12 protein-coding genes are annotated in these 13,435 nt (G+C 35.9%); 2 read left to right on the top strand and 10 right to left on the bottom strand.

Going from position 1 to position 13,435, the window contains the following annotated elements:
* Positions 1–43: 43 nt before the first annotated feature.
* The 8 genes from ACUN26_RS08175 to ACUN26_RS08140 form a co-directional block, all read right to left on the bottom strand.
* A complete protein-coding gene (locus ACUN26_RS08175) occupies positions 44–316 on the bottom strand; it encodes a YokU family protein (protein WP_000995765.1) in 273 nt (90 codons plus the stop codon).
* Positions 313–1,734: a lysine 2,3-aminomutase gene (gene ablA, locus ACUN26_RS08170; protein ID WP_000902144.1), complete on the bottom strand. Its 1,422-nt coding sequence runs from the start codon at positions 1,732–1,734 to the stop codon at positions 313–315. The genes ACUN26_RS08175 and ablA overlap by 4 nt, the downstream gene beginning before the upstream one ends.
* Before the next feature lie 210 nt (positions 1,735–1,944).
* Positions 1,945–3,330 (bottom strand): arginine utilization transcriptional regulator RocR, encoded by a 1,386-nt coding sequence (gene rocR / locus ACUN26_RS08165; protein ID WP_002038616.1) that lies wholly within the window; start codon positions 3,328–3,330, stop codon positions 1,945–1,947.
* A gap of 208 nt (positions 3,331–3,538) precedes the next feature.
* On the bottom strand, positions 3,539–4,396 hold the full coding sequence (gene ablB, locus ACUN26_RS08160; RefSeq protein ID WP_000878583.1) for a putative beta-lysine N-acetyltransferase: 858 nt from the start codon (positions 4,394–4,396) through the stop codon (positions 3,539–3,541).
* Positions 4,393–5,661: a peptidase gene (locus tag ACUN26_RS08155; RefSeq protein WP_000811521.1), complete on the bottom strand. Its 1,269-nt coding sequence runs from the start codon at positions 5,659–5,661 to the stop codon at positions 4,393–4,395. The genes ablB and ACUN26_RS08155 overlap by 4 nt, the downstream gene beginning before the upstream one ends.
* A 15-nt stretch (positions 5,662–5,676) precedes the next feature.
* Positions 5,677–6,339 (bottom strand): CoA transferase subunit B, encoded by a 663-nt coding sequence (locus ACUN26_RS08150; protein WP_000525263.1) that lies wholly within the window; start codon positions 6,337–6,339, stop codon positions 5,677–5,679.
* Positions 6,324–7,022 (bottom strand): acetate CoA-transferase subunit alpha, encoded by a 699-nt coding sequence (gene atoD / locus ACUN26_RS08145; protein ID WP_000208115.1) that lies wholly within the window; start codon positions 7,020–7,022, stop codon positions 6,324–6,326. Before atoD ends, ACUN26_RS08150 begins: the two co-directional genes overlap by 16 nt.
* Positions 7,019–8,329, bottom strand: coding sequence for an aspartate aminotransferase family protein (locus ACUN26_RS08140; RefSeq protein WP_001205888.1), 1,311 nt, complete (start codon positions 8,327–8,329; stop codon positions 7,019–7,021). Before ACUN26_RS08140 ends, atoD begins: the two co-directional genes overlap by 4 nt.
* Before the next feature lie 1,003 nt (positions 8,330–9,332).
* Here ACUN26_RS08140 and ACUN26_RS08135 point away from each other — a divergent pair.
* On the top strand, positions 9,333–10,082 hold the full coding sequence (locus ACUN26_RS08135) for a DUF4397 domain-containing protein (protein WP_000083272.1): 750 nt from the start codon (positions 9,333–9,335) through the stop codon (positions 10,080–10,082).
* Positions 10,083–10,115: 33 nt separating this feature from the next.
* Here the strand turns inward: ACUN26_RS08135 and ACUN26_RS08130 are convergent, their stop codons facing one another.
* A complete protein-coding gene (locus tag ACUN26_RS08130; RefSeq protein WP_000451750.1) occupies positions 10,116–11,234 on the bottom strand; it encodes a BA2291 family sporulation histidine kinase in 1,119 nt (372 codons plus the stop codon).
* Between the two features lie 253 nt (positions 11,235–11,487).
* Here ACUN26_RS08130 and ACUN26_RS08125 point away from each other — a divergent pair, with 253 nt between their 5' ends.
* The gene (locus ACUN26_RS08125) at positions 11,488–11,880 is read left to right on the top strand and encodes a YueI family protein (RefSeq protein ID WP_000247575.1); all 393 of its coding nucleotides are present in this window, start codon (positions 11,488–11,490) and stop codon (positions 11,878–11,880) included.
* Positions 11,881–11,920: 40 nt separating this feature from the next.
* Here ACUN26_RS08125 and ACUN26_RS08120 read toward each other — a convergent pair whose 3' ends face one another.
* Positions 11,921–13,345, bottom strand: a complete 1,425-nt coding sequence (locus tag ACUN26_RS08120) for an aldehyde dehydrogenase family protein (RefSeq protein ID WP_000716472.1) — start codon at positions 13,343–13,345, stop codon at positions 11,921–11,923.
* Positions 13,346–13,435: the final 90 nt, after the last annotated feature.

Here is a 13,435-nt window from a genome sequence, read left to right as displayed (position 1 = left end):
CATTATACAAGGCAAAAAAGAAAAAAACCAGCATAAAAGCTGGTTAAAAGTCGAAATAATTTCTTTTTAATAGTCTTGGTCTTCCCATTAACTCTTCATATGTTAGTTGTTTTGGCAAATCTTTCGTATAAATTAAAAACAACTGATCTTCAATTTCTTTTACAGTATGGTCTGCTTGATAGTCCATTCCACATGAGGAACAAGAAATACATGGTGTCTTTTGGATTTCAATGGCTTTCGTACCATCTGGTAGTTCCCAATACACAGTATTCAAGCTTTCTTTCGCTTCTGTACTGTCACACCACATACAATTCATACTGCATCACCCTCAGTTTTTTTGTCGTTTTCTTCTAATTTAGCCATTTGCGATTGATATTTTTTATCTTTTAATTGGTCTCGCTTATCACGTTTATCTTTTAAAGATGCATGCGTATCATTATCTTCATAGTCTTTACGACGGTTCATACGCTGTAAATCATCTGGAACAAGGTTAAATTTCTTATCGCTCATAAGACCTGCAATACCAACATCTGAACGTTTTTCTTCATAGTTCGGATAAATTTCTTTAAAGTAACCTTCAGCTCTTCCTGGAATGTAGCTCTCTGGTTCTGGATACGTCGTAATAACCCCTTCAAAGTTACGAAGTACAACTTTATCCGCACTTTGTGAAATTAAATAGTTTGGCTGAAGCGCAATTTTTCCGCCTCCGCCCGGTGCATCCACAACGAATGTCGGTACTGCATAGCCAGAAGTATGTCCACGTAAGCCTTCAATAATTTCAAGACCTTTAGAAACTGGTGCACGGAAATGTCCAATACCTTCAGATAAGTCACATTGGTAAATATAATATGGACGTACACGGATTTTTACTAAGTCATGCATTAGCTTTTTCATAATTGGAACGCTATCGTTAATACCTGCTAAAATTACCGCTTGGTTTCCAATTGGAACACCCGCGTTCGCTAGCATTTCACATGCTTTTTTCGATTCCTCTGTAATTTCAATAGAAGTGTTGAAATGTGTATTTAACCATACTGGATGGTACTTTTTAATAATGTTACATAAGTTTTCTGTAATACGTTGCGGAAATACTACTGGTGCTCTCGTTCCGATACGAATAATTTCAACATGCGGAATCTCTCGTAAATTTTTTAATACGTATTCTAAAATTTTATCATTAATTAGAAGACCGTCACCACCAGAGATTAAAACGTCACGTACTTGTGGTGTTTCACTAATATAAGCAATCGCATCGTCTAATTGTTTCTTCGGTACACCCATTCCAATTTGTCCACTAAAACGACGGCGTGTACAGTAACGACAATACATAGAACATTGATTCGTTACTAAGAATAATACGCGGTCAGGATAACGATGTGTTAGCCCTGGAACTGGTGAATCTTCATCTTCATGAAGTGGATCTTCTAAATCATATTTCGTTTTATATAACTCTTCCGAGATCGGTACAGATTGCATCCGAATCGGACAGCGTGGGTCATCAGGATTCATTAGCCAAGCATAATACGGTGTAATATTTAACGGGATCGTTTTCGTTGAAATTTTAACGCCCTCTTCTTCTTCAGGTGTTAAGTTAATCACTTTCCTTAAGTCATCTAACGTTTTGATCGTATTCGTTAATTGCCAAACCCAATCATTCCATTGCTCTTCAGTAACATCTTTCCATAATTCGATATCCTTCCAGTGACGATTTGGTTTGTATACATCATGTAACATTGCTATTCCCCCTTTTTATACGCTCATCCTTTATATAAGCAATTGTTATGCCAACTTCATATTCTTGATAAGTAAATGTGCGAAATACCCTACTATATAGGAGAAAAAATATTTTCAAGTGCAGTAATAACAGAATATTAACTATCATATTCATTACCTTTTATATATGTAAACGTTCTTTTATTGGTGCAAACACACAAAAACCGCCGATTATTCGGCGGTTTTGTCGTACTTACTCAGTTTATATTGAAGCGTTTGACGCGGAATACCTAACATTTTTGCTGCTTGCAAAATATTTCCTTCCGTTTCAATCAACGCTTGGTCTATTAATTCCTTTTCTGTTTGATGAAGAGCTTCCCGAAGCGGTAATATACTTTTCTTCTTTGGAAGTTTCTCTTTCTTAAATATACGAGGTAAACAATTTGCGGTTAATGCATTTCCTTCCGCAATAATGACAGCATGTTCAATTGTATGTTTTAACTCACGAACATTTCCAGGCCATTGATAAGCTTGTAGTCTTTCTTTCGCTTCCTTATCAATTTGAAGTACACCTTTTTTATAGCTTTTATTATATTCTTTCAAGAAATAAGAAGCTAATAGTAATACATCCTCAGTTCTTTCACGTAGTGGCGGGATATATAATGAAAACACATTTAATCTATAATATAAATCAGTGCGAATTTTATTTTCTCGTAAACATACTTCTGGCGGCTGATTCATCGCGGTAATCACGCGAACATCTACTTTCCTCGTCTTATTATCACCGATTCGTCTAATGACTCCATCCTCTAATACACGTAGCATTTTCGCTTGTAAATCGAGCGGCATTGAATTCAGTTCATCTAAAAATAATGTTCCTCCATCTACAAGTTCAAATAAGCCTGCCCGTTCAATCGCCCCTGTATAGCTACCTTTTGTCGTTCCAAACAGTAAGCTTTCTAATAGTGATTCTGGTAAAGCTGCACAGTTTTGTGCAATAAATGGCTTGTTTTTTCTTTTAGAAGCTTCATGAATTGCTTGCACGAACAGTTCTTTTCCTGTTCCCGTTTCACCATATATTAAAACGTTTGCATCTGTTGGCGCTACTTTTTGCGCTAACTCTTTCGTCTGTTTAAAGCGAGAATCATTTGTCACTATCGTCTCAAATGCAGCATGCTTTTTAATCACTTTTTTTCTAGACGATCGCTTTATTTTCGACTGTAAATCGACAATGGTATCAGTTAGCTTTTGAATTGTAGAGTAGTCTTTCGCAATTTCAACAGCACCAGCAATATTCCCATCTATAAAAATAGGTAACGTCGTATTTACAGTACAAACATCTTCTCCATTTAAATTTTGATAATGTTGCACTTGATGTACAATTGGTTTTTTTGTATCTAAAACTTTCATCAATGTACTCGTTTCCCTAGTTAAAGATGGGAACGCCTCTAACAAATGCTTTCCTAACACTTTTTCAATTTTGGATCCATCGTGTTTCGCAGCAACTGTATTATAAAAAATTGTAATACCATTTTCATCTACTGCGTGTATAGCCTCATCAATACTGCCCAAAATCGCTTCAATGACTTCTTGTGTCGAAACTGCTAGCAATGTCATCCCCCCTTTTGCCGAAAATTCAGCAAATACTATGCCGAATTTCCGGCATACCTATGTGCGATTATAAGCATGACGATTCCGTTCTAATATTTTGATGAAATTTATTTTTGATTAGATAACGTAAAACTTTAATTAGTCGGGCTTTTACGAGCAGCCCGATTCCCACCTAACTTTTTTACTTTACAGCCGAATTTTGAGGCGGGAGCCTTCATGCTTTCGAATAGCTAGATAAATCTTTTACCCATATATTCATATCTTCCAACTTATCGAAAATGTAGCAATTGTTCGCCAGTCTTCCTGTATATGTATAGCCTAACTGATGAAAGGCAGCATTCATACCGAAAGATAGCGATCGAGCAATTGTATAGGAACAGAAAATAGATTTTTCTTGAAGCTCTTCTTCTAACTTAATGAGCAAACTTTTCATAAACCCATGTTTACGATATTCAGGTAAAGTAGCACAATTCGTTAATTCTGCATTGCCTTCCTTTACGTTCATTTCTGCAGACGCTGTACTAATGATTTTCCCCTCAAATTCATATACGTAGTAAATTGTATCGTCTTCTTTCATCGTCTGTAATACATAACTCGCTTCATTTAAAGGTGTCGGATACACTTCAAATACTTTTCCAAAGACAGTTGCTAATTCTTCTGCATCTTCTTCAGTCGCTTTTCTTAACAGAAATTTCTCCGGGACTACTTTTTCTTTTACTTCTTTTGCTTTTACACCACTTAAAATAGTATCTTCCTCAGACCAATGAATACTATTTCGTCTTTCATCATTATTATATTTCACAAAGAAGTATGCATCGTGTCCTTGAAAATAATGAGGTATCGTCGCTTCCAATAAGAAACCGAAAGAGAGCCATGTTGAAACATGCTCTCCCTTTCCTTTAATAATACATTTAGTGAAAGAATGTTTCTCTGCTAGTCCGTCAATTGTCTGTATAATACTTTCAACATTTCCTGTATAGTGATCTATTCGAATACGTTTATTAAAATAATCTAAAACTCCTTCTACTGTATGGCAATTTGTCTGCTCTCTAAAAGATTCATAGTATTTCATTTTTTCACCTCACACCAATCTAGTAATGTACATGCAATAATTTTTGCGGCAGCTATCATTTTATCAATTTCTATATATTCGTTTGGATAGTGTGCTACTTTCGTCTCTCCCGGACCAAATACTATCGTTGGTACACCTGAGATTTGTGTAAATAAACCTCCATCAGTCCCCCACGGAGATGCTTCAATCATTGGTTCCTTCCCTTCAATTTCAACAAAGTTATGCTGAAGTGTTGTAATTAACTCATGGTTTTCTTCTAGTTCACCAGGAACCCATCTCGCTCCAAACCATTCTACTTCTACTGGATTTTCAACAAACCAATTGTCCACATCATGTAATTCAGCGATCCAACTCTCAAACTCTTCTTTTGCTGCCTCTATAGTCTCATTCGGCGCAATACCATATCTTCCTTCTAAAATTAACGAATCAGGAACAGAACTTGGCCAGCTACCACCTTCAATTTTCCCAATATTAATTGGAATTGGAATCGGAATTCCTTTAAATAACGGATCAGTAATTCGACCATTTCTCTTCTCTTCTAATTTTCTCAAATGATCTATAACAAACATGCTTTTTTCAATTGCACTTACTCCTTCATAACGTGTACCACCGTGTGCAGCTTTCCCTTTTACATGTAGACGGAACCACATTGACCCTTGTTGCTTCGGGAAAAACTTCATATTAGTCGGTTCTGGAATAATGACACCATCTGCCTTATATCCTCGTAATATAGTCGCTAATGTCCCTGCCCCGCCACTTTCTTCTTCTATGACACTTTGAAAATAAATATCTCCTTTTAATTCAACACCAGATTCAATAATCGCTTCCATCGCAAGCATAAGTGCGACATTGCCGCCTTTCATATCCGTCGTTCCTCGGCCATATATACGATTCCCTATTTTCTCACCACTATATGGGTGATGGTCCCATTGATTCACATCGCCTTCTGGTACTACATCAATATGCCCATTTAATATCATAGATTTTCCATCGCCGCTTCCTTTTAAAGTTGCCACAATGTTCGGGCTGTCTGAAAAACTTGTACGTGGTGATACAAAATAAGGATGATCTTTCATTTTAGAAAAAGATGGTTCCCAAATATCAAGATCTAAACCTAGCTCACGTAATTTTTCAATCACAATTGCCTGCGCACCACTTTCATCACCAGATACGCTTTTTTCTTGAATTAACCGTGTTAAAAATTTCACACTTTCCTCTTCATGACTCTCAATATAATCACAAACTTGCTTTTTTAATTGCTTCATATATTATATCTCCCCTCATTCAATAACTAGTAAGTTAGAGCCAATTTGAAACTCAGCTTCCGTATGTCGCTTTATATCTTCTACTGTATACGGGCTCATTAATTCTTGTAAAATGAGTCCACTCGAAGTCACTTCCATAACCGCCATATCTGTAATAATTAAATCTACACATTTCTTTGACGTTAATGGCAATGTACACTCTGAAACAATTTTTGCATTTCCGTATTTATCAACATGATTCATCACAACAACGACACGCTTCGCTTTTTGTGCTAAATCCATCGCTCCCCCAATACCGGGCACACGTTTCCCTGGTACAATCCAGTTTGCTAAATCTCCATTCTCACTCACTTGTAATGACCCAAGAATCGTTATATCTAGTAAACCTTTTCGAATCATCCCAAACGCAGTGCAGCTATCAAAATAACTCGCTCCTGTAATAAGAGAAGTCGGTAAACCTGCTGCATTACATAAATTCTCGTCTTCATTCCCTTTACTTGGCGTTGGCCCCATACCGACGATTCCATTTTCTGCATGAAACATTACATTTATATCGTCAGGCAAATGATTCGGTATAAGCGATGGAATGCCAATACCTAAATTTACAATCATGCCATTTTGTATTTCTTTCGCCGCACGCCTAGCAATCTTATCTCTCACTTCTACGCCCATACCCATTTCCAATTCACTCCTTCCGACGGTACGATATAATTTACGAAAACACCTGGAACGACAATTTCCTCAGGATCTAAACTTCCAAGTGGAACAATTTCTTCTGCTTCTACAATCGTTATGTCCCCAGCCATAGCAACATGAGGATTCATATTCCGCGCACTTTTGTCGAATACAAGATTACCAAACGGATCAGCTTTTTTCGCATAAACAATCGCAACTTCAGCAGTTAATGCAGTTTCAACTAAGTATGTCTTGCCATTCATTTCGACTGTTCGTTTTCCATCTTCAACAATCGTATCAACACCAACATCAACTAAAACACCACCAAGCCCTACGCCTCCAGCGCGAATACGCTCTGCTAATGTTCCTTGCGGGGAAAACTCAATTTGTAATCGTCCTTCATTTAACTGTCTTCCTGCATTTGGATTTGAACCAATATGGGAAGTAACTAAAGACTTAACCCGTTCATTTGTAACAAGACGACCGATTCCTACATCAGGAAAGCCAGTGTCATTTCCTATTAAATTTAAATTTGTAACTCCCTTTTCTAAAATAGCCTGTATTAAAGTTGGAGGGGATCCAATTCCCCCAAATCCCCCAAACATTAATGTCATATCATCATGGAACAAAGAAATTACTTCCTCTATCCCTTTTAATTTATTGAATGTATTTGTAATTGTTGTCATACGATACTATGCCCTCCTTTTTGCATCATCTCTTCTACACTTTTTGCAAAAATTGAAAGTAATTCATCTAACTCGGAATATGTAGTTGTCATTGGCGGTGCCACAAGCAGTGCGCTATCTTCTTTTCCTGCTTGCCCTGAAACAGCTTGGTATAAAAGGAGACCATTTTTAGCTGCAACCGAAATAAGCTCCGAAGCTTTTGTAAACGGTTGCAATTCTATTCCGATCAGCAACCCTTTTCCACGCACATCCGCAATAATTGTCGATTGTTGCTGAACTTTCTGTAGTCCCTTAATTAAATATTCTCCCTTTTCCGCTGTTTTTTCAGGTAGATTATGTTTCTCCATGTATTCAATAACAGCTAGAGCCGTTGCTGCAGATAATGGATTTGCACTTAGCGTATGACCACTCATAACAGAACGTGACCCACGTAAAATTGGCTCCATAACTCGGTCACTAACAATCGTCGCAGCCATTGGTGTATATCCCGCTCCTAATCCCTTACCAAGCGTCATAATATCCGGTTCTACACCCCAATGCTCCATCGCAAACCATGCACCAGTACGACCAAGCCCAGTCATTACTTCATCCGCAATGAATAAAATATCGTAATGACTACAAATATCTTTAATCACTTTATAATATTCTTTCGGCGGTACAACCGCACCGCCAGCTGCTCCGATAATCGGTTCAGCAATAAAAGCTGCAATATGCTCCGCACCAATTCTTTCAATTGATCTTTCTAGTTCAGTTGCACAAGCAAGCTGACAAGTTGGATATACCTTTTGTACAGGGCACCTGAAACAATATGGGGCTGGAATAGTTGGATAATCTTCCAAAATAGATACGAAACGTTGTCTGCGCAGCGGATGCCCAGACATTGACAAGGCTCCCATCGTAATACCGTGATAGCTCATCCAGCGTGATAAAATTTTATGTTTCCCTTGAATACCGCGCTCCTGAAAATGCTGAATTGCAATTTTCATAGCTGTTTCATTTGCTTCCGTACCACTATTTACGAAAAAGCTCCAGTTCAAATCTCCTACACTTAAATCACTTAACTTCTTTGCTAGTTTTTCAGCTGGTTCACTCGTAAACTGTGATCTATATACGAAAGCAATCTCCTCTGCTTGCTTTTTAATAACATCTGCAATCTCCTTTACGCCATGTCCAATACCTGCCGTAATTGCTCCTGACGAACCATCAAAATATTTATTTCCGTTCTGGTCATACAAATATACACCTTTTCCATGTGAAATCATTGGATACGGCTGACCAACAAGTGGTTTAATTAAGTAATCGCGCATAGCGCTCCCCCATTTCTTCAATTTGTATATGTATATGAAGAAAATTGACGTTTCTTTCATAAAAAAGAATCCTCTGCACAAGCAGTGAATTTATCAAAATACTATTATAAAATATACAAATGAGTGCTAATAAATGTTTCGAAAACAGAAAATTCAGAACTTAAAACAAAGACTAATCCTTATCTATACGCTCAAATAACCCTCCCTTATATAAAAGTAACGTATTACTAAATGTTTTCCTAACATAATGCCAGCTTCCCTCAAATGCCGACATTGTGTAAACTTCGACGGAACTCCCTTTAAACTCCTTCCTATTATCCTACTTTAAATTGCATATTTCCAAAAAAATTTCGACAATTATCTCGCCGCAATGATAACAATCTTTTTATAGAAACTAATTTTCCACATTTAATATTTTCAGTTTATACATAAAAAAAGAACCGATTAACCACATTAATCAGTTCGGCACGACGCTCTTTTATCAATATTACTGGGACTCGCTAAAATAAATCAAAAAACCATACGTTTTACGAATTCAACAGTCATATAACGATTTTTCACACAAATTCCTTCATAACTTCATTCACAATCATAATCGGGATATCCCCATCCCAAGGTGTCACTCCTTCCACCGAAGTTAAACTACCTTTCCTTTATAAATTATGTAGGACAATTATCCCTTTGTATGTGTGTTTGCCTATAAATTAAAAAATCCCTTTACTAAAAATTTTTTATACATGTATTCGATACGTTGATTGAAATGCCCTTATAATTTAGTCTTTTTATATTTTTATTACTCCTAGTAAATATAAGCTTCTATTCAACTTAACTAACTCCATATACATCTCTTTTAGCACCACTTTACTAGCCAATAATACTCAGACATACTTCTCCCAAAATATGTTTTTAATCTTTTACTTTTCCCATTCAGAAATACAAGTTTTTCGCATAACCTCTTTCTCACTTCGCATATAGTTTTAATGATGACAAAGGAGGAATGTGCATGTCTCAATCTGAAATCGAAAAATATGGACAAGAAGCTGTACGTTACGATCAGCTCGCCCGTTACTATCAATATAGCAATCCCAAAAAATATGTAGAACTATATATGAAGTATTACGATGCACTTACAAAACTTGTACAGGCATATGAAAAAAGAGATTCACAAGAAGCTGCTTTACCGTCACATATAAGAATTTTTCATTCTGCACCAAACACGCCTGCGGTTGACATTTTAGTAAATGGACAAAAGGTAATCAAAAACATTTCATTTAAGCAATTTAGCCCCTATTTATCATTAGTGCAAGGTAAATATCGCATTGATATCGTCCCTGTCGGGAACGAAACTCCAATTTTTTCAGCTTTAGTACCGATAATGGGAAATCATACGTATACACTTGCCGCAATAAATAGTGATAATCACCTACAATTACAACCTATACTTGATAATACACATATACCATCTGGGCAAGCCAAAATTCGATTTATGCATTTTTCTCCAGATACCCCTGTTGTTAACGTAGATTTAAAAGGTGGAGATCATTTATTTGAAAATGTGCTCTTTAAACAAATAACAGATTTTTTACAAGTTAGCCCTGGTACAGCAGATATTGAAGTTTCACTCGCAGATAATAAAAAAATCCTGTTAACTTTACCTAAATTCGATGTTGAACCGAATATAATTTATACCATTTCAATAGTAGGTTATTCAACTAAAGACCCTAAATTAGAAGTCGTTATACTTACAAATTAAAACAGTCTACACCATTTATTTGGTGTAGACTGTTTACTTTTGAAATGCAATTTGAAATTCTGTCCAATCGCTATCTGAACGACACATAATGGACCCGTTATGTTTTTCTACAATTTGTTTACATACAAATAACCCAATACCAGTTCCTAATTTTTTAGTAGTTACAAATGGTTCAAAAATCGTTTCTACATTTTCAGCTGGAATCATCGGTCCATTATTTTTTATCACAATTCGAATAGCTTGCTCTTCTTCAAAAACATCAATGATTATTTTCCGCTCTTCTTTCATTGCTTCCATAGCGTCAATTGAGTTCATTAAAATATTTAAAAATACTTGCCTCACTTCACTCCGATAACCAACAAGTGGTATTGGATACGGCAAATTCTTTTCAATCGAAACATTTGCATTAACCAAACTCGGATATAAGAACTGTATAATATCTTGGAACAAGTCATTAAGCCAAAAACGTTCCGATTCATTCCACATTTCTTTTTTCGAAACGAGTAAAAATTGCGAGATTCGAAAATTTAATTGATCTAATTCATGCGAAATGATATCTAAATACGATAAACTCGGATGGTCTGCCTTTAATAATTTGACAAATCCCATAATTGAAGTAAGCGGATTACGAAATTCATGTACAAAACTAGCTGACATTTGGCCTAAAATCGTCAGCCTTTCTTTATGTGTTTCATTAATATATTGCTGTTTTTCCTCTAAATTCCTCGATATAATTTCCGAGTATTTTAAAACGGTATAATAAATTAATTTGTCAAAACAAGTATGTATTTTGGCCATAATTGGTTTCAATTCACGAGCGCTAACATCTAATTCACACATCGCTTCAAAAAGTTCATTTCTTCCCACATTTGCATTATAAACAAAGTCTCCAATATTCGCATCTGCTCCTGCTCGTTCAATTGCGATTTTCTCGCATAATGGTTGAAGATAATTTATATCTTTATCTTCCATAGTAAGTTCGATTATTAACTCTAATAAATCCTCTCCATTTTGAACTACTTCTAGTTTAAATGGATCTTTTTCAGAAATTATCATTTTGTTTTTCCAGTTCTCTACGAATTGGTGCCTATTGTTTTTCAAGTGTGAACAAAATACTTCTTTAATATCCTTATCGATTGGAAAAACCTCCATTCACTCCATTTCCATACGACGAATACCCTTTATATTTTGAATATTAACACAAAAAATATGTTTCGTTAATAGATTATTGTCACATTTTGTTAATTTCTGTTGATAAAATTATTTTTTTCTTTCTTATTTAATTATTTATATTCAAATCTCTCTTTTTCCTTCTCATTTTTTTAATTATTTCCGTATTCAAAACGACTTTTTTTGCATCATTTTTAATTCTTGCGTACAATAGGAAGTGAAAGGTGTGAAAAATATGGTAAATAAAAATGTGGAAGACTATCTCCAAGAAGGCATTTATGGCCAAAAGCAAAACAAACCAGAAGAACGTAATATGTATTTAACTACATTACGTGAGCGCGTAGAAATCGCTTTAACTATCGGTCAAGTAATGCAAAGTAATGTATATACTGAAGTAGCAAGTAGCATACGCTCTTCTCAATCATTACAAATCCTCCTAAACGGTGGCATTGCTTACCCACATTTATCAAAATACATTAAATTAGCAAACGAAAAAAATATTCCTTTTACAATTGTTCAAAATAAAGATACAGCAACACCAATCGGTTTAGTATTATCTCATAGCACAGCTGTAGATAAAGAACAAATTTATGTAGAAGATGCTATTTTTAAACAAGAAATGAAGTAAAATAAAAGGTACACTTAATTAAACAAGTGTACCTTTTGCTTTATTTTTTAATACACACTAATTTCATTTCTGTCATTTCTTCAATTGCATATTTAATTCCTTCACGACCCGTGCCACTTTCTTTCACACCACCGTAAGGCATATGATCTACTCTAAACGTTGGAATATCATTAATCATAACCCCACCAACCTCTAACTCATCAATTGCACGCATCGCTTTAAATAAGTTATTTGTAAATACGCCTGCTTGTAAACCGTAACGTGAATGATTTACTTTCTCTATCGCCTCATCAAATTCTTTAAATGTATTTACTGTCATAACTGGACCAAATACTTCTTGGTACTGTACAGATACATGCTCTGGAACATTTGTTAATACAGTTGGTTCGAAAATTCTTTCATCACGCTTCTTACCACCGTATAAAACAGTTGCTCCTTCCTTAATTGCTTCTTGCACCCACATTTCAATTCGCTTTACATCTTTTTTCGAAATTAAAGCTGATACATCCGTTTCCTCATTCATTGGATCACCAACAACAACAGTTTCCATCGCTTTCTTTAGCTTCGAAAGAAATTCATCCATTCTCTTTTCGTGTACAAACACACGTTGTACCGAAATACAAACTTGTCCATTATTAACAAATGCGCCCCATTTCACGCGTTCCATAATCTCATCAGTTAACTCTACATCTTCATCAATAATAACGGCAGCATTGGATCCTAATTCCAACGTAACTCGTTTTAATCCAGCCTTTTCCTTTATTCCGATTCCGACTTTCGGACTTCCGGTAAAAGTAATGGACGCAACATCATCATTTTTAACAATTGCCTCGCCAACAGTTGCACCAGGACCAGAAATGATATTCAAAGCTCCCTTTGGCAACCCTGCTTCTTCAAATAATTCAACTAATGCGTAAGAAGATAATGGCGTTTGATCAGCTGGTTTTAACACAACTGTGTTTCCGGCAGCAATTGCAGGGCCCACTTTATGCGCTACTAAATTTAACGGAAAGTTAAATGGCGTAATAGCTCCTATAACCCCAATTGGTTTGCGAATCGTATAGGCAATCCGCCCATCTGCACCAGGTGCTGCGTCAAGTGGCAATGTTTCACCATATATACGCTTCGCTTCTTCTGCTGCAAATTTATATGTTAGAACAGTACGATCTACTTCTCCCCTTGCAGCACGTATTGGTTTTGCAGCCTCTTTTGCAATAATTTCTGCAAACTCTTCTCTTCTTTCATCCATTATTTGCGCAACCTTCTCTAAAATAGTTGCCCGATCGTATGCTGTTAATGTATTCATTTTTTTCATTGCATTTTTTGCAGAAGTAACAGCCTCTTGAACATCTTCTTCCGTTCCTTGTGCAATTTCCGCTAACGTTTCTTCAGAGTATGGTGCATATAATGGTTTATACGTGTTTACTGACTTCCAATCTCCATTTATATATAAATGCTTTTTCATCTTTCTTCCCCTTCCAAATATATGTATAAAATAATACTTCACTTAGTGAAAGGTCTGACTTATGTAATTGTATCATAGCCCGTATTCCTC

The sequence above is a fragment of the Bacillus sp. WC2503 genome (assembly GCF_052682895.1).
This window is presented reverse-complemented; position numbering and strand designations above follow the sequence as displayed.

Bases quoted from the DNA above. Each gene is read 5' to 3' on its own strand.
- ACUN26_RS08150 (WP_000525263.1), bottom strand. From the start codon at position 6,339: ATGGGTATGGGCGTAGAAGTGAGAGATAAGATTGCTAGGCGTGCGGCG.
- ACUN26_RS08135 (WP_000083272.1), top strand. From the start codon at position 9,333: ATGTCTCAATCTGAAATCGAAAAATATGGACAAGAAGCTGTACGTTAC.
- ACUN26_RS08155 (WP_000811521.1), bottom strand. From the start codon at position 5,661: ATGAAGCAATTAAAAAAGCAAGTTTGTGATTATATTGAGAGTCATGAA.
- ACUN26_RS08175 (WP_000995765.1), bottom strand. From the start codon at position 316: ATGAATTGTATGTGGTGTGACAGTACAGAAGCGAAAGAAAGCTTGAAT.
- ACUN26_RS08120 (WP_000716472.1), bottom strand. From the start codon at position 13,345: ATGAAAAAGCATTTATATATAAATGGAGATTGGAAGTCAGTAAACACG.
- rocR (WP_002038616.1), bottom strand. From the start codon at position 3,330: ATGACATTGCTAGCAGTTTCGACACAAGAAGTCATTGAAGCGATTTTG.
- atoD (WP_000208115.1), bottom strand. From the start codon at position 7,022: ATGACAACAATTACAAATACATTCAATAAATTAAAAGGGATAGAGGAA.
- ACUN26_RS08125 (WP_000247575.1), top strand. From the start codon at position 11,488: ATGGTAAATAAAAATGTGGAAGACTATCTCCAAGAAGGCATTTATGGC.
- ablB (WP_000878583.1), bottom strand. From the start codon at position 4,396: ATGAAATACTATGAATCTTTTAGAGAGCAGACAAATTGCCATACAGTA.
- ablA (WP_000902144.1), bottom strand. From the start codon at position 1,734: ATGTTACATGATGTATACAAACCAAATCGTCACTGGAAGGATATCGAA.
- ACUN26_RS08130 (WP_000451750.1), bottom strand. From the start codon at position 11,234: ATGGAGGTTTTTCCAATCGATAAGGATATTAAAGAAGTATTTTGTTCA.
- ACUN26_RS08140 (WP_001205888.1), bottom strand. From the start codon at position 8,329: ATGCGCGATTACTTAATTAAACCACTTGTTGGTCAGCCGTATCCAATG.